Below are 25,653 nucleotides of genomic sequence, written 5' to 3'. Positions count from 1 at the left end.
AAGCAATTGCCGGACTCGAGGCCGAGAGGTATCGCAGGGCTTGGAATAAGGGAATGGACTTGTTGTGGGTGTGGTGCCACCCACGACCGCGACGTCAACGCCGCAAAGAACATTCTCGCGCTCGGGCATGAGCGTCCAATTGTGGGAATCCCCGCCCTTTAGGGCGGGGAGGATGTCAAAGGGATCTTGACGGGCTTTTCAGTCGTCGATCGGTCATTAGTGATCAGCTGAAGGCTTCGGCAGTCACCATCAGGCTGCCAATGAACGCCGTCAGCAAGTACCAGCCCAGGTAGCCGCGGCGTTTGCGTCGGTGCCAGCCAGAGGCGCCCAGAAGTGCAGCCGCCGGTTGCAATTGCCGCCAGAGCCGCTCGCTGGCCTGGAACGCCGCCAGATTGGCCGGATCGGCGTCGATCCAGTGACGAAACTCGATACGCTGGCTGGCAGTCGCCGCCGGGCTTTGCAAGTGGATATACCAGGCGTCGGCCTGATCGTGGGTCGCCAATGGCGCGTGGGTGTCCGCCAGGTCACGGTGCGCGTGATGCATGACCCGCAACATGGCGCGTTCGACCTTGTCGGTGGCAATCCCCATGAAGCTGGCGATCTCGGTGTGCGAGAGCTGTTCCAGGCGGCTAAGCAGAAATACCTGGCGGATATGCCGCGGCAGTTTGCCCAGGCGTCGGGTCAGTTCGAGCGTTTGCGTAGTGGCCTCAGCGTCGGTCCGGATGGGCATATGCAGTAAAGATGAGAGTTGGCTACTCATGTTCTACGCTCGCTGATCTTGCGTGGAGGGCGGGGACGTCCTTGGTTCAGGGATGTCACCCGTGACATGCGTACAGATTAGTGAGGTCGAGAATCATTCTCAAGTGAAAAGTGTCAACAATTGCCAATTTTCATAGAGGTATGAGTTAAAAACTATGACGCAGTTCAATATCGCTTTGCTATGATGCCGCCCATGAGCAACAGCAAAGACTTCATTAGCCTGAAGCAGCGAGAAAAAACCAAAAAAAAGACCCGGCAAAAAGCCGGGTCAAAAACCGTGATTAGCCTGATGAGGAGATAATCCTGGAGTCGACCTAAGACTTCAGGGTTATCCGCCGGTCTCGCGACCAGCTGATGAAATAATAATCATTATCATTTTTAGGTCAACGCTTTTTTGCCCCTCATTGAAATTTACAATCCATTGCCCCGCACTGATGGATTTTCTCTAGGGTATACGACTCTTCTTGCTGCCCGCTTGGTCGCACTTCATTTCAGATCAGAATCGGGGTGGGAGCGCCGGGCGGCGATCCGTCCTGGTCGTGAAGAGGTTGGTAAGGGCCCTGCATGGGCAGTGGCTGTACCGCACATAGCACGAAGGGGAGCCTGGGCTCCCCTTCAAGGTTTCTTGGTATGCTCTTTTTATTGTTCGGGTGGCCTGTTGTTGTTTTTGGTGACCGTACCCGTTACCGCTTTGGCGATCCCCATACGGGATCAAGAGCAAACGTATTTTTTTGAGCGCTGATCAGCTTTCATCAAACGATCCAACCAGTCGGGCAGCTGCCTTGGGCAGTCTTGTTGTTCTTTGACGGGTTGCGAGGACAAAGCCCCGGAAAACTATCGACTCCAAAAAAATCTGTTGGCTGCGCCTCTGTGCGTGTTGTTCTTGTTATGTCAGAGCCGTACATCTTGTTTTTATTGGTGTGTCGCGTTTTTTGTTCTTGTTGTACTGGAATATATAGCAGAAGCCGTGCCAACTTTTTAAAAGCCCCGTAATCCGGGGATTTCATCCGTGCATCGTCCTGCTGTAGGCCGAGTCACGCAATTGAAATGTTTCCGTGCTACCCGAATCCTGATGCATTCATCAACAAGGGTAACACTGTGTGACAAGGTGTCGCACGTGCTGCCCGACGCGCGTGCTGCTGTCAAGCGCAAACCCTGTTACCCAGCGCTTCAGGTGGGCTATTCCAGCCACATCGCCAGGCAAAGCTCGATCAGCTGTTCGCGCATCCAGCGGTTGGCTGGGTCATGGTCGGTGCTTTCATGCCAGTAAAGGTGGGTTTCCAGTAAGGCGGGTTGTTCGACCGGCAGATTGACCCAATGCAGAGCGTGCTGACGAGCGAAGTGTTCCGGCACAGTCATGATCAGGTCGGTCTGTTGCAGGGCGTGCCAGGCCATCAGGTGATTGCGCGAGCGCAGGGCGATGCGTCGTTGCCGGCCTAGCCTGGCCAGTGCCAGGTCAATGCTATGAGGTTTGTCACGCGGGTGGGCCACCAGAATCTGCGGCTGGGCAAGGTATTGCTCAAGTTCCAGAGTGTCATGCTGCGCCAGCGGATGCTGCTTGCGCATTGCGCACACGTAGCGGTCTTCAAGGAGTTTGAGGTGGTGTATCTGTGCATCGCCCGGCGCGGGCGCGTCGATTGCCAGATCAAGGTGTCCTGCCGCCAGTGCCTGGGGAATTTCGTGGTGGCGGCTGCCAAAACTTTCGATGCACAGGTCTGGCGCCAGTTGCTGCAGGCGTTGCAGCAGCCTGGGCAGCAATAAAACCTCACTGAGGTCGTTCATGCTGATGCGCAAGGTTCTGTTGCTCAGCAAAGGATCGAAACCCCGGCTTTGCTGCACCGACACCTGTAGCAGCGACAGGGCGTTACGGATCGGGCCGACAATCCGCCGGGCCATCGGGGTGGGGATCATGCCGTGCGCGGTGCGCAGGAACAATGGGTCATTGAAGGTTTCGCGCAGCCGCGCCAGCGCATTGGAAACGGCCGGCTGAGTGATACCGATATTTTGCCCGGCGCGGGTCAGGCTGGACTCGGTGTAAATGGCATCGAACACCACGAACAGATTCAGATCGACTTTATGCAGCGTCATCGTGCAGGCGCCTCTTGTCGTGGCCCACGGCCATGTTCAAATTGATCATAGCCGTGCCTGCAGCAACTGCACGCCACCCTGCTGGTCAGTGCACCCAGACCTCCACCCGGCGATTGCGGATTCGCCCTTGCGCTGTGTCGTCATCGGCGACCGGCATGTCCTCACCCTGGCCCAGCACGTCGCGCAGGATCACATCATGGCGCAGCAGCTCACGGCGCACCGCCATGGCCCGCAGGCGCGACAGCAGCAGGGCGCGTTGCGGGTCGTCCTTGGCATCGCCAAACCCCACCAGGGTGACCTGTCGATCGAGTTTGTCATGGGCGCTCAGGTAATCCACCAGGCGCTGCACGTCAAACAATGCCTTGTTATCCAGCCGGGCGCTGCCCTGTTCAAAGCGGAAATTCACTGACAACCGCTGCGCGTGGCGGCTCAATGCCTGGTATTGACTGCTCATCTGTAGGTCGGGGCGCGTCTGTATGGTCTGGATCTGCTGTGCCACGAAGCCACTGGCGGCAACAATCGCCTGCCCCTGGCGGCTTTGGGCAAACCGCACCAGAGCCTGCGCCCAGGGATTTTGCAGGTGCGGCGGCAGATACAAGTAAAGCCGCCGCGTCAGCGGATAGTCTTCCGTGGCAATCGATTCGATCGTCGGCAGCAGCGGTTGCGCGTCGCCGTCAGCAATGGCCAGCGCGCGGGCGCGGCGGACCCAAGGCAGACCGATGAAACCGATGGCGTTGGGCGTGCGACTGACTTCGTCGGCCAGTTGCTCGCTCGACTCCAGCCGTCGCGCCCCGGCTGACAGCGCTTTGGCATGCGCGGTCAACACCAGCTCACGAAACGTTTCCCAAGTCCCGGATTGCTCATCGCGGGCATACAGCACTATTCGCCCAGGCGTGCCGCCAATGGTCTGCCAGTCGCTGATTTCGCCGCTGAAAATACGCGCCAGGGTCTGGGTGTCGAGCTGGCGCAGCGGGTTGCCCGGATGCACGATCACCGCGACGCCATCAATGCCAATCACGTGCTCGGCCTGTGGGCTGCGCAGATCCCCCAGGCTGGCCAAGGCCAGCAGCTCCTGGTGCTTGATCGGTCGCGACGAAGCGGCGACATCGGTCAGGCCGCCTTGCAGTGCCTTGAAACCGGTGCTGGAACCATGCGCGGCGACCTGTGCCTGCCAGATGCTGGCGTCGATATCCTGGCCGGTGACACGTTGTTCATTGGCCACTGCACTGGCACGGGTCTGTATCTGCTGCAGGCCTTGTTCGCGCATCAGGCCTTCGATCAACCTAGGGCCTAGCTGAGCGTTGATGGTATTGGAGCCTTGCAGGCGCAAGACCGGGGCCGGACTGTCCGGCGCGGTCTGCGCCGCCACGGACAGCATTGAACCTGCCAGCAGCAGCGCAAACAGCAGCGCACGAAACATCGACATCACCTTGAAGCATGCAAGTGCCGCAAGATTAAGACACAAATATGACGGCGCGATGACGCCGCAACGCCAGACGTCGCCGGCGCCGATGGCGCCGATGGCTCAGCTCAGTTCCAGCCAGATCGGTGCATGGTCCGAGGGTTTTTCCATGCCGCGCAGGTCGTAATCGATCCCTGCCGCCTTGACCCGTGGCAGCAAGCCCTGAGTGGTCATGATCAGGTCGATGCGCAGGCCGCGTTTGGGTTCATCCTCAAAACCCCGGCTGCGGTAGTCGAACCAACTGAAGCGATCACTGACCTCAGGGTTGAGATGGCGGAAGCTGTCGACCAGCCCCCAGTTTTTCAGGCGTTCCATCCACTCGCGTTCTTCAGGTAAAAAGCTGCATTTACCGGTTTTCAGCCAGCGCTTGGCGTTGTCGGCACCGATGCCGATATCGCAATCCTGCGGAGAAATGTTCACATCACCCATCACCACCAGCGCCTGGTCATTGCTGAAGCGGCTTTCCAGCAGCGCCTGCAGGTCGCTGTAGAAGCGCTGCTTGGCCGGGAACTTGGTGGGGTGGTCGCGGCTTTCGCCCTGCGGGAAGTAGCCGTTCATGATGGTCACCGGCTGGCCATTGTGGTCGGCATAGGTACCCCAGATGAAACGCTTCTGGGCCTCTTCATCATCCGTATCGAAACCTTTATGCAGCGCCAGCGGCATGTTCTTCGACAACAGCGCGACCCCGTAATGGCCTTTTTGCCCGTGGTAATGCACGTGGTAGCCCAGCGCCTCGATCTCGGCCTGGGGGAACTGTTCGTCAGCGACCTTGGTTTCCTGCAGGCCGATCACATCCGGCTGGTACTTCTCGATCAGCGCCGCCAACTGATGGGGGCGGGCGCGCAGGCCATTGATGTTGAACGAGACAATTTTCATGACATGCAGGTCCTGGCAAAAACGAAACCGCGATGCTAACCAACCTGTGAGTTCGGGGCCAGCCTTGTGAACGGCTGTTACAAGGCCTGAATTTTGTTGGAACTGTCGCAGATGGCCATGACTCTGACCCAGTGCATCCCGAGCGTTGCTGTATCTGCGCTGCCCTTTATCACGAGGTTTGTTGTATGCCTGACTCTACTGCCCCCCAGATCGATATCCGTCAACTCGACAGCGGTTACAGTCGTGAAACCCGTAATCTGCTGTTTCAGGCCTATCGCAACGATCCTAATTTCTCTTACGTATTCAATGCCCAGCGGGCGGGCTACGAGCAACGGGTCAAGGCCACGGTCAGGGAATTGGTCAAGCAGCACTTTTTGCAGGACTTGCCGGCGCTGGGGCTGTTTGTCGAGGACAGGCTGGCGGGCGTGGCGTTGATCGCGCCGCCGCAGCGTCGGCTGGGGGTGACCGAAAGCTGGGCGTGGCGGTTGCGCATGGTGCTCAGCACCGGCCTGAGCTGCACCCAGCGCTATCTGGACTACTACAACGCGGTGCTCGCTTGCCTGCCGACCCAAGCGGTGCACGTGCTGCCGCTGGTCGGTCTGGACCCCGCCTATCAGGGCCAGGTGCTGGGCCAGCGCTTGTCTGAACGGCTGTTGCAGGCGCTGCATGACTGGTGCGCAGTTGATGAGCATTCACGTGGCGTGGTCCTCGACACTGGAAATCCCCGCTATCTTGAATTCTATAAACAGCAGGGCTACGAGCAAATCGGTGAAGTGGCGGTAGGACCGATTCGTGAGCATGTGTTCTTTCACCCAAGTCCACGGGCTTTGGCGCAACCTGCTACCTAAGGGATTGAAACTTCGACGCTTTGTACGCTCACGGGTGTGCCACTGAGTCGTGTTAGCATCGGGACCCATGAAGCTTTCCAGATTATTCAGCAGCTTGTTCGTTGTCTCCATGAGCGCCACGGTCCATGCCCAGGCGCGTCTGGAGGTGGATATCAGTCCCGCCAACGCGGCGCTCAAGGAGAACGTTGAAGGTTATATCGGCAGCCTGGGCGATCGTGATGCCCAGGCGCTGGAGCAGTTTCGCCTGGGCGCCGTGCAGCAGGCGCAGACCGCTGCGCAGGCGCTGGGCTATTACCAGGCCAGGATCGATACCGAGGTTCGCGATGGCAAACAGCCGCAGCTGATTATCCGGATCGAGCCGGGCGAGCCGGTGCGCTTGCGCAAGGTCACCGTACGGGTCGAAGGCCCGGCTGCTCAAATGGCGGCGTTCAAGGTGCCCAGAAGTGAAGCGCTGCAACCCGGCAAACCGCTCAACCATGGGCTCTATGAAGACGCCAAGAAGCTGATCCAGAACCAGGCCTCACGCTATGGGTTCTTCAGCGGCCGTTTCAGCCGCCAGCAACTGCGGGTCGACCCGCAGGGCGCCGTGGCGGATATCGAGCTGGTGTATGACAGCGGCCCGCGCTATGTGCTGGGGCCGGTCAGTTTCGGCGGCGACACACCGCTGGACCCGGACCTGCTGCGCCGCATGGTGCCGTTCAAGGAAAACACCCCCTACGATTCACAACTGATCGCCGAACTCAATCAGACCATGCAATCGAGTGGCTATTTTGAAGGCGTGCGGGTCGATGCGGCGCCGACCGCCGCGCAAGGCCAGGTCATCCCGGTCACGGTGCAGCTTGAAACCCGCAAGCCCCGGACCATGGGCCTGGGGCTGGGCTTTTCCACCGACGTCGGGCCGCGCGGCAAAGCCAACTGGACCCGCCACTGGGCCAACCCCCAAGGGCACAGTTATGGCTTCGAATCGGAATTGTCGGCGCCCCGGCAGAACATCGGTCTGTACTACGATGTGCCGCTCGACCCGCCGCTGACTGACAAGCTGCGGTATGCCGGTGGTTATCAGTATGAAGAGATCGCCGGCACTGACACCCTCAGCAAACTGCTGACCCTTGGCCCGGAGTGGCATAGCAAGTTGCCCAGCGGCTGGGAGCGGGTGGTGTCGTTGAAATGGCAGCGCGAAGAGTATCGGCTTGGCGATGATTCCGGGCTCAGCACGTTGCTGATGCCTGGTGTCAGCTATTCATTCCTGCGCAGCGATAACCGGATTGACCCACACAACGGTTATCGGTTGCAGTTCGATGCTCAGGTCGCGGCCGAGGGTATGTTGTCCGATACCAACCTGCTGCGCGGCAGCGCCATGGCCAAGGGCCTGACCACCCTGGGCCAGAATCACCGCTTTCTGGGCCGGGTGCAGATCGGCGGCAACTGGACCAATGGCTATTCCTCAATTCCGCCGTCACTGCGCTTCTTTGCCGGTGGTGACCAGAGCGTCCGGGGTTATGACTACCAGACCCTGTCACCGACCAACTCCGATGGTGACCGGATCGGTGGCCGCTACATGGTCGCTGCCAGCGCTGAATACCAGTATTCGATTGCCGAAAAGTGGCGCCTTGCGGCATTCGTCGACCAGGGTAACGCCTTCAATAATCTGGACCTGCCGAGCCTGAAGACCGGGGTCGGCTTTGGTGTGCGCTGGGTGTCGCCGGTCGGTCCGTTGCGCCTTGACCTGGCCCATCCGCTCGATGGCGATGGTGGCGTACGCCTGCACTTTTCCATGGGGCCGGAACTATGAATACTCGCCGCATCGGACGTGGCCTGATGATCGCCGCGCTCAGCCTGCTGGCTGTGATTATTGTTCTGCTGCTGGTCCTGTCCGGTCTGCTCGGCACTCAGGCTGGCAGCCAATGGCTGCTGCGCCAGGTGCCGGGTTTGCAGGTCGAGCAGTTCAGTGGCCGGCTGGGTGGGCATTGGCAGGCCGAAAAACTGCACTGGCAACAGGGGCAGCAGCGGGTGCTGGTCGTCAATCCCGAGCTCGACTGGTCGCCCGCTTGTCTGTGGCGCATGACGCTGTGCATTGAACGTCTGCATAGCGGCCCGATCAGTCTGCAATTGCCGGCCAGCGAAGCTGACACGCCAAGCGGACCGCTGCAATTGCCAGACCTGAGCCTGCCATTGAGCATCGAGGTTCAGGACATCCAGATCGCCAGCTTGCAGATCGACGGCGTGCAGCAACTTCAAGACCTGCAACTGGCCGCACACTGGACCGCCGCAGGGCTGCAGATCGACCGGATCCACCTGCAACGTGATGATCTGCAAGTGGACGTGTCCGGGCTGTTGCAGCCGGTCGGTGACTGGCCGCTGAGCATTCAGGGTCAGGTCCAACTGCCGCCGCAAGGCGAGCAAAGCTGGACGCTGGCGCTGGATATTCAGGGCGATCTGCGCAAGACCCTGCAATTGCAAGGGCAAAGCAGCGGCTATCTGGACGCGCTGCTCAGCGCTGAGCTGCAGCCGTTGGCCGAGCAGTTGCCGGCACGCTTGAACATCACCAGCGAGGCATTCAAGGCCAGTGCCGATCTGCCCGACACCTTGACCCTGGAAAAGCTGCAACTGACTGCCGCGGGCAATCTGCAGCAGGGCTATCAGCTGCACGGCAACGCCAGCCTGCCAGCAGAAAAAGGCCCGGTGGCATTGCGGCTGGAGGGCAAGGTGGATGCGGCCGGTGCGCAGATCGCCGGGCTGGAGTTGACCGCCAGCGAGCAGCAACGCGTCACCCTCAAGGGCACGCTGGGCTGGGCTGAAGGCCTTAAAGCCGATGCCAGCCTGGACTGGCTGGACTTCCCCTGGCAGCGCCTGTACCCGGCAGTGGCCGAGCCGCCGGTGGCGGTGCGTCAGTTCAAGGCCGTGGTGTCTTACACCGATGGCAAGTACCTGGGCAACTTCAGCGCCAAGGCTGATGGCCCGGCCGGTGCGTTCAGCCTGCAAAGCCCGTTCAGTGGCGATCTGCAAGCGGTCTATCTGCCACAGCTTGAACTGGAGGCAGGGCAGGGCAAGGCCAGCGGCTATCTGAATCTGGCGTTTGCCGAGGGGGTGGGGTGGGACACCGATCTGAAACTCAGCGCTTTGAACCCGGCCTTCTGGGTCGCGCAACTGCCCGGCACCCTGGGCGGTCAGTTACGCAGCAAGGGCAGCATGCAAGGCGACACGCTCGAGCTGCTGGCTGATCTGGACCTTGCCGGTCGTCTGCGTGGCCAGCCGGCGGCGTTGCAGGCCAAGGCGGCGGGCGATGGTCAGCAATGGCAACTCGACAACCTGCTGGTGCGGCTGGGCGACAACCGGATCCAGGGTAAAGGCGGGCTCAATCAGCGCCTGCGCGGGCAGTTGAGTCTTGACCTGCCGCGTCTGGCGCAGCTGTGGCCGGGGCTGCAAGGTCAGGCCAGGGGGCAACTGGAGGTGTCCGGTACGCTGCAAGCTCCGCAAGGTCTGGTCAAGCTCGCGGGGAGCGGCCTGGGCTTTGAGGATAATCGGCTGCAACGCCTGAATCTGGATGGCAAGCTTGATCAGGCGCAGCGCGCGACCCTGAGCCTCAAGGGCGATGGCATCCAGAGTGGCGACACGCGACTGGGCACGCTGCAGGCTGACGCTCAAGGCACGTTAAAGAGCCAGCAACTGAACGTCGACCTGCAAGGGCCGTTGTTGAAACTGGCGCTGGCGCTGGACGGCAATCTGGATCAAGGCAACTGGCGCGGGCGGCTGGCCAGCGGTGAAGTACAAAGCGGTGGTCAGCAGTGGCGCCTGCAAGCGCCGGCGCGCCTGGAATACCTTGCCAGCGGCACGCTCAATTTTGGCGCGCATTGCTGGTTATCGGGCAACGCCAGCCTGTGTGGCGAAAATCAGCGGCTGATGCCCGATCCGCGCTTGCGCTACCAACTGAAGAATTTCCCTATCGACAGCCTGGCGCAATGGATGCCAAAGGACTTCGCCTGGCGCGGCATCCTCAATGCCGATGTGGCCCTGGACCTGCCGGCCGCAGGTCCAACGGGGCAGATCAGTGTGGATGCCGGCGGTGGGACCTTGCGTATTCGCGACCAGCAGCAATGGCTGGACTTCCCGTACCGCACCCTGCAACTGACCAGTAAGCTGACCCCCAAACGCATCGACTCACGGCTGGAGTTCGACGGTGACCGGCTCGGACGTTTGCTGCTCAATACGCGGATCGATCCGCTGGCGCGCAACAAGCCGATCAGCGGCGACTTTTCGCTGAGCGGCCTGGATGTTGCCGTGGCGCGGCCGTTTGCGCCCATGGTGCAGACCCTGGCGGGTCGCCTCAGTGGCAGCGGGCGGATTTCTGGCGGGCTGCTGGCGCCGCTGGTCAACGGCAACCTGAGCCTGGAAGGCGGTGAAGTCAGCGGGCCTGAGTTGCCCTTGCAGGTCAAGGATCTGCGTCTGAATGCGCAGATCGCCGGCGAGAACGTGCAGCTCAGCGGCGGCTGGAAAAGCGGCGATGTTGGCCAGGGTAACGTGAGTGGTCAGTTGGCCTGGGGCGACGCCCTGGCAGTGGATGTGCGGGTGCGCGGCACTCGCCTGCCGATCGTGGTCCAGCCTTACGCGGAACTTGAGGCCGCACCCGACCTGAATATCACCCTGCAAGGCGGTCAACTGAAAATCGCCGGGACCGTGCAGGTGCCCAAAGGGCGAATCACGGTGCGCGAGTTGCCGCCCTCAACCGTCAAGGTCTCCGGCGACACGGTCATCGTCGGCCAGCAGACCGAGCAGGGCGCGCCGCCATTGGCCATGGCCATGGATATCAATGTGCTGGTCGGGCAAGAGCAATTGGCCTTTTCCGGTTTTGGTCTGACCGCCAACCTGGCCGGTCGTGTGCACATCGGTGACAACCTCGACACCCGTGGCGAACTGAACCTCAACGATGGCCGCTACCGCGCCTACGGCCAGCGCCTGACCATTCGTAAGGCACGGCTGTTCTTCGTCGGGCCGATCGACCAGCCGTATCTGGATATCGAAGCGATTCGTCAGGTCGATGAAGTGGTGGCCGGGATCCGCCTGAGCGGCAGTGCCGAACAACCGACCACCACGGTGTTCTCTGAGCCGGCCATGAGCCAGGAGCAGGCGCTGTCCTATCTGGTCATGGGCCGCCCGCTGAGCACCAACAGCGAAGACAACAATATGGTTGCCCAGGCGGCATTGGCTCTGGGGGTGGCGGGCAGCGCCGGAACCACCGGCAAGCTGGCCAGTAACCTTGGGATCAAGGACTTTGAGCTCGATACGGCTGGCACCGGCAATCAGACCAGTGTGGTGGCCAGCGGCAAGATCACCGACAAGCTCAGCTTGCGTTATGGCGTTGGAGTTTTTGAGCCGGCCAATACCATCGCGCTGCGTTATCTGCTGAGTAAACGGGTGTATCTGGAGGCAGCCAGTGGCCTGGCCAGCTCACTGGATATCTTCTATAAGCGGGATTTCTGAGGCGGCCAGTAGACAAGTGGCATGGATTAGTTGAGAATCATTCGCCTTTATGGGTCGGCTGGACCGATCAGAGCGTGCTTTAAGGTGTCTTGTAGCCTCTAGGTCATATGACTGATTCATGCTTAACTGCCGATCCCATCCAGATCATCTTGAACAAGGATCCTGTTTCATGGCTCAAGTAACTCTCAAAGGCAACCCGGTCAGCATCAACGGCGAACTGCCTGCCACCGGCAGCACTGCCCCGGCGTTTACCCTGGTCGGCGCTGGCCTGGCCGAGGTTTCGCTGGCTGACCTGGCCGGCAAGCGCAAAGTGCTGAACATCTTCCCAAGCGTCGACACGCCGACCTGCGCCACCTCGGTGCGCAAGTTCAATGCCCAGGCCAACGAACTGGCCAACACCGTGGTGTTGTGCATCTCGGCTGACCTGCCATTCGCCCAGGCACGCTTCTGCGGCGCCGAAGGTCTGGAAAACGTCAAGAGCCTGTCAACGTTCCGCGCTGCCGGCTTCGCCAGCCAGTACGGTGTTGCGATTGCCGATGGCCCGCTGGCCGGCCTGACCGCTCGCGCTGTGGTCGTGCTCGACGAGAACGACAAGGTCCTGCACACCGAGCTGGTGGGCGAGATCGCTGAAGAGCCTAATTATGATGCGGCGCTTTCCGTCCTCAAATAACACCTCGCGCTGCCTGACGGCCTGAGAATCGGCCGGCGCTGTTTCGTTTCATCAACGAAATTTCGCCGGTCTGTGATCCAGGCCGTTTTCATTTGCGTATCAGATGGTTAGCGAAGGTAAGCGCTTGGTAAAGGCGCTTTGCTTGAATCTCATCTGTGCTTATTGTTCAGCCTTCGAAAAAGCCCCCACCTGCAATGGTTGATTTATTCATGCAATCGTCTGGTCCCCGTAACTCTCGTCGCTGGTTGGTTAGTCTGTTGGTCCTGCTGGCGATCATCGGCCTGTGCTGGTGGTTCTGGCCGGCCTCCACGCCGCACAAGACCGCCGAGGCGGGCCATTCAGGCGGGCGTGGCGGCATGGCCCGCCCCGGTTTCGGTGGCTCGACCCAGGCAGTGCCGGTGCGGGTTGCTCCCGCCACTCAGGCGGACTTCCCGATCTATTACAAGGCGCTGGGTACGGTCACAGCGACCAACACCATCAACGTGCGCAGCCGGGTGGCCGGTGAGCTGATCAAGATCCACTTCCAGGAAGGCCAGATGGTCAAGGCCGGTGACCTGCTGGCGGAAATCGACCCGCGTACTTACCAGATTGCCCTGCAACAGGCTGAAGGCACGCTGGCGACCAATCAGGCATTGCTGCGTAACGCCGAGCTCGATGTGCAGCGCTACCGCGATCTGTACCGCGAAGACAGCATTGCCAAGCAGACCCTCGATACCGCCGAGTCGCTGGTCAACCAGTACAAGGGCACGATCAAGACCAATCAGGCCGCGGTCAACGAAGCGCGGCTGAATCTGGATTTCACTAAAATCCGTGCCCCGATTGGCGGTCGGGTAGGCCTCAAACAACTCGATCTGGGCAACCTGGTCGCGGCCAACGACACCACCGCACTGGTGGTGATCACTCAGACCCAGCCAATCTCGGTGGCCTTCACCTTGCCGGAAACCGACGTGCCGGCGGTCATAGAGCGCTATCGCAGTGGCGACAAGCTGCCGGTCGAGGCCTGGGACCGGGGTGATCAGAAGCAGCAGGGCAGTGGCGTGCTGGCCAGTCTCGACAACCAGATTGACGCCACCACTGGCACCCTGAAATTCAAGGCACGCTTTGATAATCGCGATGAATCGCTGTTGCCTAACCAGTTCGTCAACGTGCGGCTGCTGGCCAACACCCTCAAGCAGGCCGTGCTGGTGCCCACCGCTGCGGTGCAGTACGGCACCAAAGGAACCTTTGTTTACTCGCTGGGCGATGACAAGAAGGTCAAGATCAGCCTGCTCAAGACTGGCCCGAGCAATGAGACCTACACCGTGGTGACTGAAGGCCTGGCGGCCGGCACCCAAGTGGTGCTCGAAGGCACCGACCGGCTGCGCGAGGGTACTGAGGTCGAGATCGTCTCCGACAGCAAGGACGTGCCGGCCACGCCGAGCCAGAAACTGCAGGGCAAGCCCGGCAAAGCCGGTGAAGGCTCGGCTTCTGCCGGCGCGGTGGAAAACAGCCAAGCATGAATATCTCCCGCCTGTTCATCCTGCGCCCGGTCGCCACCACGCTGAGCATGCTGGCGATCTTGCTGGCCGGCCTGATCGCCTACACCCTGCTGCCGGTTTCGGCCTTGCCGCAGGTGGATTATCCGACCATCCGGGTGATCACGCTGTACCCCGGTGCCAGCCCGCAGGTGATGACCAGTGCGGTGACCGCGCCGCTGGAGCGCCAGTTCGGGCAGATGCCCGGCTTGACCCAGATGGCCTCCAACAGCTCCGGTGGCGCCTCGGTGATTACCTTGCGTTTCAGCCTTGAGCTGTCGATGGACGTCGCCGAGCAGGAAGTCCAGGCCGCGATCAATGCTGCCAGCAACCTGTTGCCCAGCGATCTGCCGGCACCACCGGTGTACAACAAGGTCAATCCGGCCGACACCCCGGTACTGACCATTGCAGTCAGCTCCAAGACCATGCCGTTGCCGCAGCTCAACGAGCTGATCGACACCCGCATGGCGCAGAAAATTTCCCAGGTGACCGGCGTGGGGATGGTCAGCATTGCCGGCGGCCAGCGCCAGGCGGTGCGCATCAAGGTCAACCCGCAGGCCTTGGCGGCCAATGGCCTGAACCTGGCCGATATCCGCACCTTGATCAGCGCGTCCAACGTCAACCAGCCCAAGGGCAACTTCGACGGTCCGATTCTGACCTCGATGCTCGACGCCAATGACCAGCTAAAATCGGCCGCCGAATACGCCAACCTGATCGTCGCCTATAAAAACGGTGCGCCGCTGCGTCTTAAGGACGTTGCACAGATCGTCGACGGTGCCGAGAACGACCGCTTGGCGGCCTGGGCCAACCAGAATCAGGCAGTGCTGGTGAACATCCAGCGTCAGCCAGGGGCCAACGTCATTGAGGTGGTCGACCGGATCAAGGCGATGCTGCCGCAGATCACCGACAACCTGCCGGCCGGCCTGGAAGTGGTGGTGCTCACTGACCGGACCCAGACCATTCGTGCCGCCGTCACCGACGTGCAGCATGAGTTGATGTTCGCGGTGATTCTGGTGGTCATGGTGACCTTCCTGTTCCTGCGCCGGATCAGCGCCACGATCATTCCGTCAATCGTGGTGCCGCTGTCACTGATCGGCACCTTTGGCGTGATGTACCTGGCCGGTTTCTCGATCAACAACCTGACGCTGATGGCGCTGACCATCGCCACCGGTTTTGTGGTGGACGATGCGATTGTGATGCTGGAGAACATCTCGCGTCACATCGAGGAGGGCGAGACGCCGTTTCAGGCTGCGCTCAAGGGCGCCCGGCAAATCGGCTTCACCCTGGTGTCGCTGACCCTGTCGCTGATCGCCGTGTTGATTCCGCTGCTGTTCATGGCCGATGTGGTGGGCCGGTTGTTCCGCGAGTTTGCCATCACCCTGGCGGTGGCGATCCTGATTTCGCTGGTGGTGTCGCTGACCCTGACACCAATGATGTGTGCCCGCCTGCTCAAGCGCGAACCCAAGCAAGAAGAACAGAGCAAGTTCTATCGGGCCAGCGGCGCCTGGCTGGACTGGCTGATCGAAGCCTACGAGCGCAAGCTGCGCTGGGTGCTCAATCATCAGGCACTGACCATGCTGGTCGCGATCGGCACCATGGCGCTGACCGTGGTGCTGTATATGGCGGTGCCCAAGGGCTTCTTCCCGGTGCAGGACACCGGGGTGATCCAGGGCATCAGCGAGGGGCCGCAATCGGTGTCGTTCACCTCCATGAGTGAGCGCCAGCAGGCCCTGGCGGCGATCATTCTCAAGGACCCGGCGGTGCAAAGCCTTTCGTCCTATATCGGTGTCGATGGTGATAACGCCACGCTCAACAGCGGGCGCATGCTGATCAACCTCAAGCCGCACAGTGGGCGTGACCTGACCGCCGCCCAGGTGATTCAGCGTCTGCAACCGCAATTGGACCAATTGGCCGACATCCGGTTGTTCCTGCAACCGGTGCAGGATCTGACCATCGAAGACCGGGTCAGCCGCACTCAGTATCAGTTCAGCATGTCGTCACCGGACGCCGAACTGCTGGGCGAGTGGAGCGAGCGCCTGCTGCAGGCGCTCAAGCAGCGCCCCGAACTGATCGACGTGGCCAGCGACCTGCAGGACAAAGGCTTGCAGGTGTACCTGGCCATCGACCGCGATGCCGCCAGTCGGCTGGGGGTGACCACCGCCAACATTACCGATGCGTTGTACGACGCCTTCGGTCAGCGGCAGATTTCGACCATTTATACCCAGGCCAGTCAGTACCGGGTGGTGCTGCAGTCGGCGTACTCCAACGAGCTGGGGCCCCAGGCGCTGGAGCAGATCTACGTCAAGACCACCGATGATCGCCAGGTCAAACTGTCCAGCCTGGCGCGGGTAGAGCAGCGTCAGGCGCAATTGTCGATCGGTCACCTTGGCCAGTTCCCGGCGGTGATGATGTCGTTCAACCTGGCACCGGGCGTCTCGCTGGGCAAAGCGGTGCAAGTCATCGAACAGGTCCAGAAAGACATCGGCGTGCCGCTGGGCGTGCAGACCCGCTTCCAGGGCGCTGCCGAAGCCTTCCAGGCCTCGCTGTCGAGTACCCTGTTGCTGATCCTGGCGGCGGTGGTGACCATGTACATCGTGCTCGGGGTGCTTTACGAGAGTTACATTCACCCGATCACCATCCTCTCGACCTTGCCGTCGGCGGCGGTAGGCGCGTTGCTGGCGTTGATCCTCAGTGGCAACGACCTGGGCATGATCGCGATCATCGGCATCATTTTGCTGATCGGCATTGTGAAAAAGAACGCGATCATGATGATCGACTTCGCCCTGGATGCCGAACGCAACCGCGGGCTGGACAGCCGCACGGCAATCTATGAAGCGGCGCTGCTGCGGTTTCGACCGATCCTGATGACCACCCTGGCGGCATTGTTCGGTGCCTTGCCGCTGATGCTGGCCACCGGTTCAGGTGCCGAACTGCGCCAGCCACTGGGGCTGGTGATGGTCGGCGGGTTGCTGGTCAGCCAGATCCTGACCCTGTTCACCACCCCGGTGATCTACCTGTACTTCGACCGTCTGGGGCGTCGCTGGGGCCGTAAGCCTGACACCGCGCACGCTGCGCCACAGGCTGACGCATGAACCTGTCGGCGCCTTTTATAAAACGACCGGTCGCGACCATGCTGCTGAGCCTGGCGATCATGCTGATCGGCGGGTTTGCCTTTCGCCTGATGCCGGTCGCGCCGCTGCCGAACATGGACTTTCCGGTGATCGTGGTATCGGCCAGCCTGGCCGGCGCCAGCCCGGAAATCATGGCGTCGAGCGTCGCCACGCCGCTGGAGCGCACCCTGGGTACGATTGCCGGGGTCAGCTCGATGAGCAGCAATTCCAGCCAGGGTTCGACCCGAGTGGTGCTGGCTTTCGACCAGGGCACTGACATCAATGCCGCGGCCCGCGAGGTTCAGGCGGGTATCAATGCCTCGCGCAATCTGCTGCCCAGCGGGATGCGCAGCATGCCGACCTACAAGAAGGTCAACCCGTCACAGATGCCGATCATGGTGCTGTCACTGACCAGCGAGGTGCTGAGCAAGGGCCAGCTCTACGACCTGGCCTCGACCATCCTGTCCCAGAGCCTGTCCCAGGTGCAGGGCGTCGGTGAGGTGCGCATCGGTGGCAGTTCGCTGCCGGCGGTGCGGGTCGAAGTCGAACCGCATCTGCTTGAGCAGTACGGGGTGTCGCTGGACGATGTGCGCAACACCATTACTGCGGCCAACGTACGCCGTCCCAAAGGCTTTGTCGAAAACGACCAGCACAACTGGCAGGTACAGGCCAACGATCAACTGAGCAAGGCCAAGGATTACGCACCGCTGATCATCCGTTACCAGGATGGTTCGGTATTGCGCCTGGCGGATGTCGCCAAAGTTCGCGACGACGTCGAGAGCCGTTACAACAGCGGTTTCTTCAACGATGAGAAGGCGGTACTGCTGGTGATCAATCGCCAGGCAGGGGCCAATATCATCGAAACCGTGCAGCAGATCCAGGACCGCCTGCCGTCACTGCGGGCGGTCATGCCGGCCAGTGTCAAACTGGGGGTGGCCCAGGACCGCTCGCTGGTGATCAAGGCCACCCTGCATGAAGCGGAGCTGACCTTGCTGATCGCGGTGGTGCTGGTGATCATGGTGGTGTTCCTGTTTCTCGGTAACCTGCGGGCCTCGCTGATCCCGACCCTGGCGGTGCCGATCTCGCTGGTCGGTTCGTTCTCGATCATGTATCTGTGCGGGTTTTCCCTGAACAACCTGTCGCTGATGGCGCTGATTCTCGCCACCGGTCTGGTGGTGGACGACGCTATTGTGGTGCTGGAGAATATTTCCCGACATATCCACGAAGGCAAGTCGCCGCTACAAGCCGCGTTTGTCGGCGCCAAAGAGGTGGGCTTCACCCTGCTGGCGATGAACGTGTCGCTGGTGGCGGTGTTCATCTCGATTCTGTTCATGGGCGGGATGATCGAGAACCTGTTCCGTGAGTTTTCCATCACCCTCTCGGTGGCGATCCTGGTGTCGTTGGTGGTGTCGCTGACGTTGACTCCGATGCTCTGTGCGCGCTGGCTCAAGCCTGAAGTCGAACATGAGCGCACCGGGTTCCAGCGCTGGAGCGACCGGGTCAACGCCCGCATGGTGGTGGCCTATGATCGCAGCCTGAGCTGGGTGCTGCGCCATCCGCGACTGACCCTGGCCAGCCTGTTGCTGACCATCGCCGGTAATGTCGCGTTATTCGTGATCGTGCCCAAGACTTTCCTGCCGCAGCAGGATACCGGCCAGATCATGGCGTTCATCCGGGGTGATGACGGCCTGTCGTTCCGGGTCATGCAGCCGAAGATGGAAATCTTTCGGCGCGCTGTGCTGGCTGACCCTGCGGTGCAGAGCGTGGCCGGTTTTATTGGCGGTGAAGGCGGGATCAACAACGCGTTCATGATCGTGCGCCTCAAGCCCATCAGCGAGCGCAAGCTCTCGGCAGACAAAGTGGTCGAGCGGATTCGCAAGAACCTGCCGCCAGTACCGGGCGGGCGGCTGTTTTTGCAGGCCGAGCAGGACATCCAGGTCGGTGGTGTGCGCGAACAGGCCAGCTCCCAGTACCAGTACGTGTTGCAGAGCGGCAATCTGGCCCTGCTGCGTGAGTGGTATCCGAAAGTGGTCGCGGCGTTTCGCGGCCTGCCGGAGTTGACGGCCATCGATGCCCGGGAAGGCCGGGGTGCACAACAGACCACGCTGATCGTCGACCGTGATCGGGCCAAAAGTCTGGGCATCGATATGGAAATGGTCACTGCGGTGTTGAACAACGCCTACAGCCAGCGCCAGGTTTCGACCATCTATGACACCCTCAACCAGTACAAGGTGGTCATGGAGGTCAATCCAAAGTACGCCCAGGACCCCAGTACGCTTGAGCAGATCCGGGTGATCACCGCCGACGGTCAGCGCGTGCCGCTGTCGACCATTGCCCATTACGAGCGCAGCCTGGAAAATGACCGGGTCTCTCACGAAGGGCTGTTTGCTTCGGAAGATATCTCGTTCGATCTGGCCGAAGGCGTTAGCCTGGACACTGCCACCATGGCCATCGAGCGTGCTGTGGCCGGTCTGGGTCTGCCCACCGATGTGATCTCGAAAATGGGCGGCACCGGCGATGCCTTCGCCAAGGCCCAGAAGAACCAGCCGTTCATGATTCTCGGTGCGCTGGTGCTGGTCTATCTGGTGCTGGGCATCCTCTACGAGAGTTACATACACCCATTGACCATCCTCTCGACCTTGCCGTCGGCGGGAGTAGGTGCCTTGTTGAGTATCTATGTGGTCGGTTCGCAGTTCAGCCTGATTTCCTTGCTCGGTCTGTTCCTGCTGATCGGCATCGTCAAGAAGAACGCGATCATGATGATCGACCTGGCGCTGCAACTTGAGCGTGACAACGGCATGAGTCCGCAGGAGTCGATCCATCAGGCGTGCCTGCAGCGTTTGCGGCCGATCCTGATGACCACCATCGCGGCCATCCTTGGCGCACTGCCGCTGCTGCTGAGCACCGCCGAAGGTTCGGAAATGCGCCAGCCACTGGCGCTGACCATCATCGGCGGCCTGGTGTTCAGTCAGGTCCTGACCCTTTACACCACTCCGGTGGTTTACCTCTATCTCGATCGTCTGCGCCATCGTTTCAACGACTGGCGCGGCGTGCGTACTGATGCTGCCCTGGAAACTCCGCTATGACTCATTGCCCGGCCACTCCATCCTTGCGCCTGCGTCCGCTGGCGGCCTGCCTGTGCGCGCTGTTGCTCAGTGGCTGTGCCGTCGGCCCCGATTACCAGGTACCGCAGGTCATCGCCACGGCGCAGTTCAAGGCTGCCGACGGCTGGCGTCAGGCGGCGCCGAGCGACGCGCTGGCGCGTGGCGCCTGGTGGGAAATCTACCAGGACCCGCAGCTCAACCAACTGGTCGAGCGCCTTAATGCCTCCAACCAGACCGTCGCCCAGTACGAGGCTCAGTACCGCCAGGCTCAGGCGCTGGTGCGCAGTTCCCGGGCTTCGCTGTTTCCGACCCTGAACCTGACCACCGGCAAGAACCGCTCGGCGCAGGGCACCGGTAGCAGCAGCTCAAGCCTGTCGAACAACAGCAGCGGCATCCGCGACACTTACAACGCGCAACTGGGAGTGAGCTGGGAGGCCGATGTATGGGGCAAGTTGCGTCGCGGCCTGGAGGCGGGTGAGGCCAACGCCGAGGCCAGCGAGGCGGATCTGGCCGCGATGCGCCTGAGCCAACAGTCGGAGCTGGTACAGAATTACCTGCAACTGCGGGTGATCGATGAGCAAAAGCGTCTGCTCGAAGCGACGGTCCAGGCCTACCAGCGCTCGCTGAAACTCACCGAAAACCAGTACCGCGCCGGGGTTTCCGGACCCGACGCGGTGGCGCAGGCACGCACCCAGCTCAAGAGCACTGAGGCAGACCTGATCGATCTGGTCTGGCAGCGTGCTCAGTTTGAAAATGCCATTGCCGTGCTGATGGGCATGGCCCCGGCCGAGTTCAATCTGGCGGCGACCGATGACATCCCGCCATTGCCGGCCATTCCGGTGGGGGTGCCCTCGACGCTGCTGGAGCGACGTCCCGACATCGCTGCCGCCGAGCGTTCGGTGATGGCGGCCAACGCCAATATCGGCGTTGCCAAGGCCGCTTATTTTCCCGACCTGACCCTGAGCCTCAGTGGCGGTTACAGCAGCAGCTCGTTCTCCAACTGGATCAGCCTGCCCAACCGCTTCTGGTCGGTGGGGCCGCAACTGGCCCTGACCCTGTTCGATGCCGGCAAGCGTTCGGCGGAAGTCGACCGGGTCGAAGCGGTCTATGATCAGACCGTCGCCCAGTATCGCCAGACCGTGCTGACCGGCTTTCAGGAGGTCGAGAACTACATGGTCCAGCTCAAGGTTTATGAGCAGGAGGCGGGCGTGCGTGACGAAGCACTGGCGGCTGCGCGTGAGTCGCTGCGCCTGACCGACAACCAGTACAAGGCCGGCCTGATCGGCTATCTGGACGTGGTCAATGTCCAGGCTACGGCGCTGAGCAACGAGCGCAGTGTGCTGAATGTCCTGCAAAGCCGACTGGTGGCCAGCGTGCAACTGATCGCGGCGCTGGGCGGCGGCTGGCAGGGCCTGGAGTCTTCCCAGGCGCAATGATCACGGCTTGACCGAGAAACGGCATTTTTTCTGGCTATTTGCCACTTTTTGTCGGGGCGAGCCTATCGGTTGGCGTGGAAGCGGGTAGAATCATCCCCATTGTGATTGGCATGGATGCGCTTACCCGGTCTACGTCATGAGGCATTCCCCGTGATTGGCAGCTACGTTCCCTCGCTGGTCATTATCTCCATCCTGGTCGCAGTCCTGGCGTCCTATACGGCGCTGGATCTGGCCGGTCGTGTGGCCACTGCCAAAGGCCGTAGTGCCTACCTGTGGATGATCGGCGGCGCGTTCGCGATGGGCATCGGTATCTGGTCGATGCACTTCATCGGCATGCTGGCCTTCGTGCTGCCCATCGAGCTGGGTTATGACCTGCTGCTGACACTGGGTTCGCTGCTGATCGCCATGCTTTCATCGGGCTTTGCGCTGTGGCTGGTCAGCCAGCCAACGTTGCCATTCTCGCACCTGGCCCTCGGTGCTTTGCTGATGGGGGCAGGCATCAGTTGCATGCATTACCTGGGCATGGCCGCGCTGCACATGCAGCCGATGATCAACTACGATCCGCTGCTGTTCGGCCTGTCGCTGGTGATTGCCGTGGCCGCTTCAGCCGCGGCGTTGTGGATCGCGTTCAGTCTGCGGCAAAACACCCCGTATGTTTACCTGGCACGTTGCGCGGCCGCGCTGGTCATGGGCCTGGCGATCGTCGGCATGCACTACACCGGCATGGCGGCAGCCAGCTTTGCCGACGGCAGTTTCTGCGCTGCGCTGACTGACGGCCTGAAGACCGATGGCCTGGACAAGCTGGTGCTGGTCACCACTCTGGCGGTGCTGAGCATTGCTTTGCTGACCTCGGTACTGGATGCCCGGCTTGAAGCACGCACGGCCATCCTTGCCAATTCACTGTCCAGGGCCAATCAGGAACTGACCCACCTGGCGTTGCACGACAATCTGACCGGGCTGCCGAACCGGGTGCTGCTCACCGACCGTATCGATCAGGCCATGCGCGCCGCGCAGAAAAACCACAGCAGTTTTGCCCTGATGTTCATGGACCTGGATGGCTTCAAGCCGGTAAACGATGCCTTTGGCCATTATATTGGTGATCAACTGCTGCGCGATGTTGCCCAGCGCCTGCGCGCCAATCTGCATCGCCAGGACACCCTGGCGCGCATCGGCGGTGACGAGTTTGTGTTGCTCATGGAACTGGATGATGTTGGCGAAGCGGTGGCCGTGGCCTCGCGTCTGGTCGAGGTCATTTCCCAGCCGTTCGATGTCAATGCGCACACCTTGCACGTCTCGGTGAGCATCGGTATCTGCCTTTATCCTGGTAATGGCGCCGATCAGCACGAGCTGTTGATGAACGCCGATGCCGCCATGTATCACGCCAAGGCCAATGGCAAGAACGGTTACAGCTTTTTCGAGGCGTCGATGAACACCGACGCCCGCAACCAGTTGCAGTTGCTTCAGGAGCTGCGGGTGGCGATCAGAGAGCGGCAATTCTGTCTGTATTACCAGCCCAAATTCGACGCGCTGAGCGGCCTGCCGGTGGGCGCCGAGGCGTTGCTGCGCTGGAACCATCCGCAGCACGGCTTGCTGGCCCCGGATCGTTTTATCGGCCTGGCGGAAAAGACCGGGTTGATCATTCCTCTTGGTGAATGGGTGCTGGATGAGGCCTGCCAGCAAATGAGCCTGTGGCTGGCACGCGGTTACCAGCATTGGCGGATCGCGGTGAACCTGTCGGCCTTGCAGTTCTGTCATGCCGGGCTGGTGGATGTGGTCAGCGATACGCTGGCGCGGCATCGGCTGCCGGCCAACTGCCTGACCCTGGAAATCACCGAGAGCACGGCCATGAATGACGCCGATGCGAGCATGACCGTGCTCAACAAGCTGTCTGAAATGGGCGTGGACCTGTCGATCGACGATTTTGGCACCGGTTATTCCAGCCTGATGTACCTCAAGCGTCTGCCGGCCAACGAGATCAAGATCGACCGGGGCTTTGTTCATGACCTTGAGCACGACAGTGACGACGCGGCCATTGTGTCGGCGATTGTGGCGTTGGGCCAGGCGCTGGACCTGCGGATCGTCGCCGAGGGGGTCGAGACCGATGTCCAGCAGAGTTTCCTGACCCGCCTGGGGTGTGATTCGCTGCAAGGCTACCTGCTGGGCCAACCGTTGCCGGCCCAGCGCTTTCTCGAAGAAGTCCAGGCGTCTGAGCAACGCGTGCGGGCTGCAGAGCTACCGGCAATTTGATACCCGCCGATTGCCAATACCGCTCAGGCAGTCGGATACTCCCGTTTCCTATCGGATCACAAGAAAAAAATATGGAAAAAGTGCTTCTCGTTACTGGCGGTTCTCGTGGCATCGGCGCCGCCACCGCATTGCTGGCTGCCACTGAAGGCTATCGAATCTGTATCAACTATCTCTCTGATCACAGTGCTGCCGAGCAGGTCTGTAGCCAGGTCCGCGCACTGGGCGCGCAGGCGATTGCCGTGCAGGCCGATGTCAGTAACGAGGACGAGATCATTCGCCTCTATTCCCGGATCGATGCCGAACTGGGGCCGGTCACCCACCTGGTCAACAATGCGGCGAGCATCTCCCACGCGTCACGGGTCGAAGATATGTCGGAGTTTCGTCTGCTCAAGATCATGATGAGCAACGTGGTCGGCCCGATCCTGTGCAGCAAACATGCACTGCTGCGCATGTCACCGCAGCACGGCGGGCAGGGTGGCAGTATCGTCAACATCAGTTCCGTGGCCTCACGGCTGGGTGCGGCGAACGAGTACGTCGACTATGCGGCGTCCAAGGGCGCGCTGGATACCTTTACCATTGGCCTGGCCAAAGAGGTTGCCGGGCAGGGCATCCGCGTCAACGCGGTGCGTCCAGGCTATATCTTTACCGATTTTCACGTTCACTCGGGCGACCCGTTCCGGGTCAGCAAGCTCGAAGGCGACCTGCCGATGCGCCGGGGCGGAACCGCACAGGAAGTGGCTGAGGCGATCATATGGCTGCTCTCGGACAAGGCGTCCTATGCGACCGGCACGTTTATTGATGTCGGCGGCGGGCGCTGAATTGAAAGCCACTGATTTTTAATGGGTATCGCGTAGGAGATTGCCCGCCGTCTCGGTGCCGCGCTGTCGCGCAGCACACATGGAGCCACGTAGGACCGGCTTTGGCCGCAATACTGTTCAAATAAGCACTGCGGACCCGGTGGGAAGAGCCGGCCGGCGCCCCGGTCTGCTCGCGAAGAGGCCAGTAAAGTCACAGCATCTGCTGCGAATGCGCCGCCGTCTTCGCCAGCAGAGCTGCCTCCCACCGAGATTTGTGGACTTAACTGAACAGTATTGGCTTTAGCTGCGAAGGCTTCGCAGCTGAAGCTGCTCCTACGAGAGGATCAATAACCGGCCACGCAGGTTTGGCAGATTTGCATGGCTGGCCGACAACCCCTAATGTGACCGCGATAAACCCACGCCAAGGAGCGGTCATGAATTCGTGGTGGCAACAGGTACTGGCAACCGTACAATCGGAGTTCGCCGATATTGGCGATATCGAGCAACTGACCCGCGTGACGCTGCGCCTGGCCACTGCCGCGATCCTTGGCGGCATCCTCGGTTTCGAACGTGAGCATCGCGGCAAGGCCGCCGGTGTTCGCACCCACATGCTGGTCAGCATGGGCGCCGCCTTGTTCGTCCTCGCCCCGGACATGGCCGGCGCCGACGACACTGCCTTGAGCCGGGTCATTCAGGGTATCGTCGCCGGCATCGGCTTTCTTGGCGCCGGCACCATCCTCAAGGAGCACGCCAAAAATATCTCCCAGGTCAAGGGCCTGACCACCGCCGCAGGACTCTGGATGACCGCCGCCATCGGCGTGGCCGCAGGCATGGGCCGTGAAGTGATGGCGATCCTCAGCACCTTGCTGGCTCTGGGCATTCTCAGCCTGGTGCCGCATGTCGTGGACCGTCAAGAGCCTAAATCGAAGAATCATGGCGACGGGGCTGAGGCAGATAACGAGCATACCGACCGCCAGGAAGTGTCCTGAGCGTGTGAGCGCGATCGCAACCGGCCGCACCGGTGGCTCGAGACGGAGGCTGACCGTCAGCCTCCGGCCGGTTCATAGTTTCGCCGGTGCTTCTTCGCTGGGTGGATCGCCCATCGGTGTGCCCTTGTCGGCAGGCGGGGCAATGGGCGGTGGTTCCTCTTCGGTTGGCGGAACAGGAATGAGCGGATCGTCGATATTCGGATCCGGTGCTTCAGGCGGGATTGGAATGTTCATCGGGCTCTCCTGGCAGGGGAATGTCTAAGGTTCGATTTGCC

Annotated in this window: 17 protein-coding genes; 12 read left to right on the top strand and 5 right to left on the bottom strand. The window is 61.2% G+C overall.

The features are described 5' to 3' along the window. Nucleotides 1–6 precede the first annotated feature (6 nt). On the top strand, nt 7–162 hold the full coding sequence (locus NRB16_RS29585) for a transposase (RefSeq protein ID WP_257107372.1): 156 nt from the start codon (nt 7–9) through the stop codon (nt 160–162). Nucleotides 163–223: 61 nt separating this feature from the next. Here NRB16_RS29585 and NRB16_RS06390 read toward each other — a convergent pair whose 3' ends face one another. The 4 genes from NRB16_RS06390 to xthA form a co-directional block, all read right to left on the bottom strand. After that, nucleotides 224–760 carry a DUF4880 domain-containing protein gene (locus NRB16_RS06390; protein ID WP_045490896.1) on the bottom strand — a complete coding sequence of 179 codons (537 nt, stop codon included), beginning with the start codon at nt 758–760 and terminating at the stop codon, nt 224–226. A gap of 1,178 nt (nt 761–1,938) precedes the next feature. Then, nucleotides 1,939–2,847 carry a LysR family transcriptional regulator gene (locus tag NRB16_RS06385; RefSeq protein WP_257105733.1) on the bottom strand — a complete coding sequence of 303 codons (909 nt, stop codon included), beginning with the start codon at nt 2,845–2,847 and terminating at the stop codon, nt 1,939–1,941. A gap of 85 nt (nt 2,848–2,932) precedes the next feature. Then, nucleotides 2,933–4,267 carry a substrate-binding domain-containing protein gene (locus tag NRB16_RS06380; protein ID WP_045490898.1) on the bottom strand — a complete coding sequence of 445 codons (1,335 nt, stop codon included), beginning with the start codon at nt 4,265–4,267 and terminating at the stop codon, nt 2,933–2,935. 105 nt (nt 4,268–4,372) lie between these two features. Then, nucleotides 4,373–5,185 (bottom strand): exodeoxyribonuclease III, encoded by an 813-nt coding sequence (gene xthA / locus NRB16_RS06375; protein WP_257105732.1) that lies wholly within the window; start codon nt 5,183–5,185, stop codon nt 4,373–4,375. A 185-nt stretch (nt 5,186–5,370) separates the two neighbouring features. Here xthA and NRB16_RS06370 point away from each other — a divergent pair, with 185 nt between their 5' ends. The 11 genes from NRB16_RS06370 to NRB16_RS06320 all read left to right on the top strand — a co-directional run bounded on the left by NRB16_RS06370 (nt 5,371) and on the right by NRB16_RS06320 (nt 25,378). Beyond that, nucleotides 5,371–6,033 carry a GNAT family N-acetyltransferase gene (locus NRB16_RS06370; RefSeq protein WP_045490900.1) on the top strand — a complete coding sequence of 221 codons (663 nt, stop codon included), beginning with the start codon at nt 5,371–5,373 and terminating at the stop codon, nt 6,031–6,033. Between the two features lie 67 nt (nt 6,034–6,100). Continuing rightward, entirely contained in the window at nt 6,101–7,825 is a 1,725-nt protein-coding gene (locus NRB16_RS06365) for an autotransporter assembly complex family protein (protein WP_257105731.1), read from the top strand. Beyond that, nucleotides 7,822–11,511: a translocation/assembly module TamB domain-containing protein gene (locus NRB16_RS06360; protein ID WP_257105730.1), complete on the top strand. Its 3,690-nt coding sequence runs from the start codon at nt 7,822–7,824 to the stop codon at nt 11,509–11,511. Before NRB16_RS06365 ends, NRB16_RS06360 begins: the two co-directional genes overlap by 4 nt. Nucleotides 11,512–11,680: 169 nt before the next feature. Then, nucleotides 11,681–12,181 carry a thiol peroxidase gene (gene tpx / locus NRB16_RS06355; RefSeq protein ID WP_253112580.1) on the top strand — a complete coding sequence of 167 codons (501 nt, stop codon included), beginning with the start codon at nt 11,681–11,683 and terminating at the stop codon, nt 12,179–12,181. 194 nt (nt 12,182–12,375) lie between these two features. Next, on the top strand, nt 12,376–13,680 hold the full coding sequence (locus tag NRB16_RS06350) for an MdtA/MuxA family multidrug efflux RND transporter periplasmic adaptor subunit (protein WP_253112577.1): 1,305 nt from the start codon (nt 12,376–12,378) through the stop codon (nt 13,678–13,680). Then, nucleotides 13,677–16,787 carry an MdtB/MuxB family multidrug efflux RND transporter permease subunit gene (locus NRB16_RS06345; RefSeq protein ID WP_257105729.1) on the top strand — a complete coding sequence of 1,037 codons (3,111 nt, stop codon included), beginning with the start codon at nt 13,677–13,679 and terminating at the stop codon, nt 16,785–16,787. The genes NRB16_RS06350 and NRB16_RS06345 overlap by 4 nt, the downstream gene beginning before the upstream one ends. After that, a complete protein-coding gene (locus NRB16_RS06340; protein ID WP_045490906.1) occupies nt 16,784–19,891 on the top strand; it encodes an efflux RND transporter permease subunit in 3,108 nt (1,035 codons plus the stop codon). Before NRB16_RS06345 ends, NRB16_RS06340 begins: the two co-directional genes overlap by 4 nt. Next, nucleotides 19,888–21,345, top strand: coding sequence for an efflux transporter outer membrane subunit (locus tag NRB16_RS06335; protein WP_253112570.1), 1,458 nt, complete (start codon nt 19,888–19,890; stop codon nt 21,343–21,345). Before NRB16_RS06340 ends, NRB16_RS06335 begins: the two co-directional genes overlap by 4 nt. 114 nt (nt 21,346–21,459) lie before the next feature. Beyond that, on the top strand, nt 21,460–23,592 hold the full coding sequence (locus NRB16_RS06330) for a bifunctional diguanylate cyclase/phosphodiesterase (protein WP_045490908.1): 2,133 nt from the start codon (nt 21,460–21,462) through the stop codon (nt 23,590–23,592). A 71-nt stretch (nt 23,593–23,663) separates the two neighbouring features. Then, nucleotides 23,664–24,410: an SDR family oxidoreductase gene (locus tag NRB16_RS06325; protein WP_257105728.1), complete on the top strand. Its 747-nt coding sequence runs from the start codon at nt 23,664–23,666 to the stop codon at nt 24,408–24,410. Between the two features lie 413 nt (nt 24,411–24,823). Then, complete coding sequence (locus tag NRB16_RS06320) at nt 24,824–25,378, top strand: MgtC/SapB family protein (RefSeq protein WP_257105727.1); 555 nt, start codon at nt 24,824–24,826, stop codon at nt 25,376–25,378. A 72-nt stretch (nt 25,379–25,450) separates the two neighbouring features. On the opposite strand, the gene NRB16_RS06315 is transcribed toward NRB16_RS06320, so the two are convergent. Beyond that, the gene (locus NRB16_RS06315) at nt 25,451–25,612 is read right to left on the bottom strand and encodes a hypothetical protein (RefSeq protein WP_257105726.1); all 162 of its coding nucleotides are present in this window, start codon (nt 25,610–25,612) and stop codon (nt 25,451–25,453) included. Between the last annotated feature and the right edge of the window lie 41 nt (nt 25,613–25,653).

It is taken from the genome of Pseudomonas sp. LJDD11 (assembly GCF_024584215.1).
In the GTDB taxonomy this organism is placed as follows: Bacteria; Pseudomonadota; Gammaproteobacteria; order Pseudomonadales; family Pseudomonadaceae; genus Aquipseudomonas.
This window is presented reverse-complemented; position numbering and strand designations above follow the sequence as displayed.

Bases quoted from the DNA above. Each gene is read 5' to 3' on its own strand.
- NRB16_RS06370 (WP_045490900.1), top strand. From the start codon at position 5,371: ATGCCTGACTCTACTGCCCCCCAGATCGATATCCGTCAACTCGACAGC.
- NRB16_RS06325 (WP_257105728.1), top strand. From the start codon at position 23,664: ATGGAAAAAGTGCTTCTCGTTACTGGCGGTTCTCGTGGCATCGGCGCC.
- NRB16_RS06385 (WP_257105733.1), bottom strand. From the start codon at position 2,847: ATGACGCTGCATAAAGTCGATCTGAATCTGTTCGTGGTGTTCGATGCC.
- NRB16_RS06315 (WP_257105726.1), bottom strand. From the start codon at position 25,612: ATGAACATTCCAATCCCGCCTGAAGCACCGGATCCGAATATCGACGAT.
- NRB16_RS06335 (WP_253112570.1), top strand. From the start codon at position 19,888: ATGACTCATTGCCCGGCCACTCCATCCTTGCGCCTGCGTCCGCTGGCG.
- NRB16_RS06330 (WP_045490908.1), top strand. From the start codon at position 21,460: ATGCGCTTACCCGGTCTACGTCATGAGGCATTCCCCGTGATTGGCAGC.
- NRB16_RS06390 (WP_045490896.1), bottom strand. From the start codon at position 760: ATGAGTAGCCAACTCTCATCTTTACTGCATATGCCCATCCGGACCGAC.
- tpx (WP_253112580.1), top strand. From the start codon at position 11,681: ATGGCTCAAGTAACTCTCAAAGGCAACCCGGTCAGCATCAACGGCGAA.
- NRB16_RS06320 (WP_257105727.1), top strand. From the start codon at position 24,824: ATGAATTCGTGGTGGCAACAGGTACTGGCAACCGTACAATCGGAGTTC.
- NRB16_RS06350 (WP_253112577.1), top strand. From the start codon at position 12,376: ATGGTTGATTTATTCATGCAATCGTCTGGTCCCCGTAACTCTCGTCGC.
- xthA (WP_257105732.1), bottom strand. From the start codon at position 5,185: ATGAAAATTGTCTCGTTCAACATCAATGGCCTGCGCGCCCGCCCCCAT.
- NRB16_RS06365 (WP_257105731.1), top strand. From the start codon at position 6,101: ATGAAGCTTTCCAGATTATTCAGCAGCTTGTTCGTTGTCTCCATGAGC.
- NRB16_RS06360 (WP_257105730.1), top strand. From the start codon at position 7,822: ATGAATACTCGCCGCATCGGACGTGGCCTGATGATCGCCGCGCTCAGC.
- NRB16_RS06380 (WP_045490898.1), bottom strand. From the start codon at position 4,267: ATGTTTCGTGCGCTGCTGTTTGCGCTGCTGCTGGCAGGTTCAATGCTG.
- NRB16_RS06345 (WP_257105729.1), top strand. From the start codon at position 13,677: ATGAATATCTCCCGCCTGTTCATCCTGCGCCCGGTCGCCACCACGCTG.
- NRB16_RS06340 (WP_045490906.1), top strand. From the start codon at position 16,784: ATGAACCTGTCGGCGCCTTTTATAAAACGACCGGTCGCGACCATGCTG.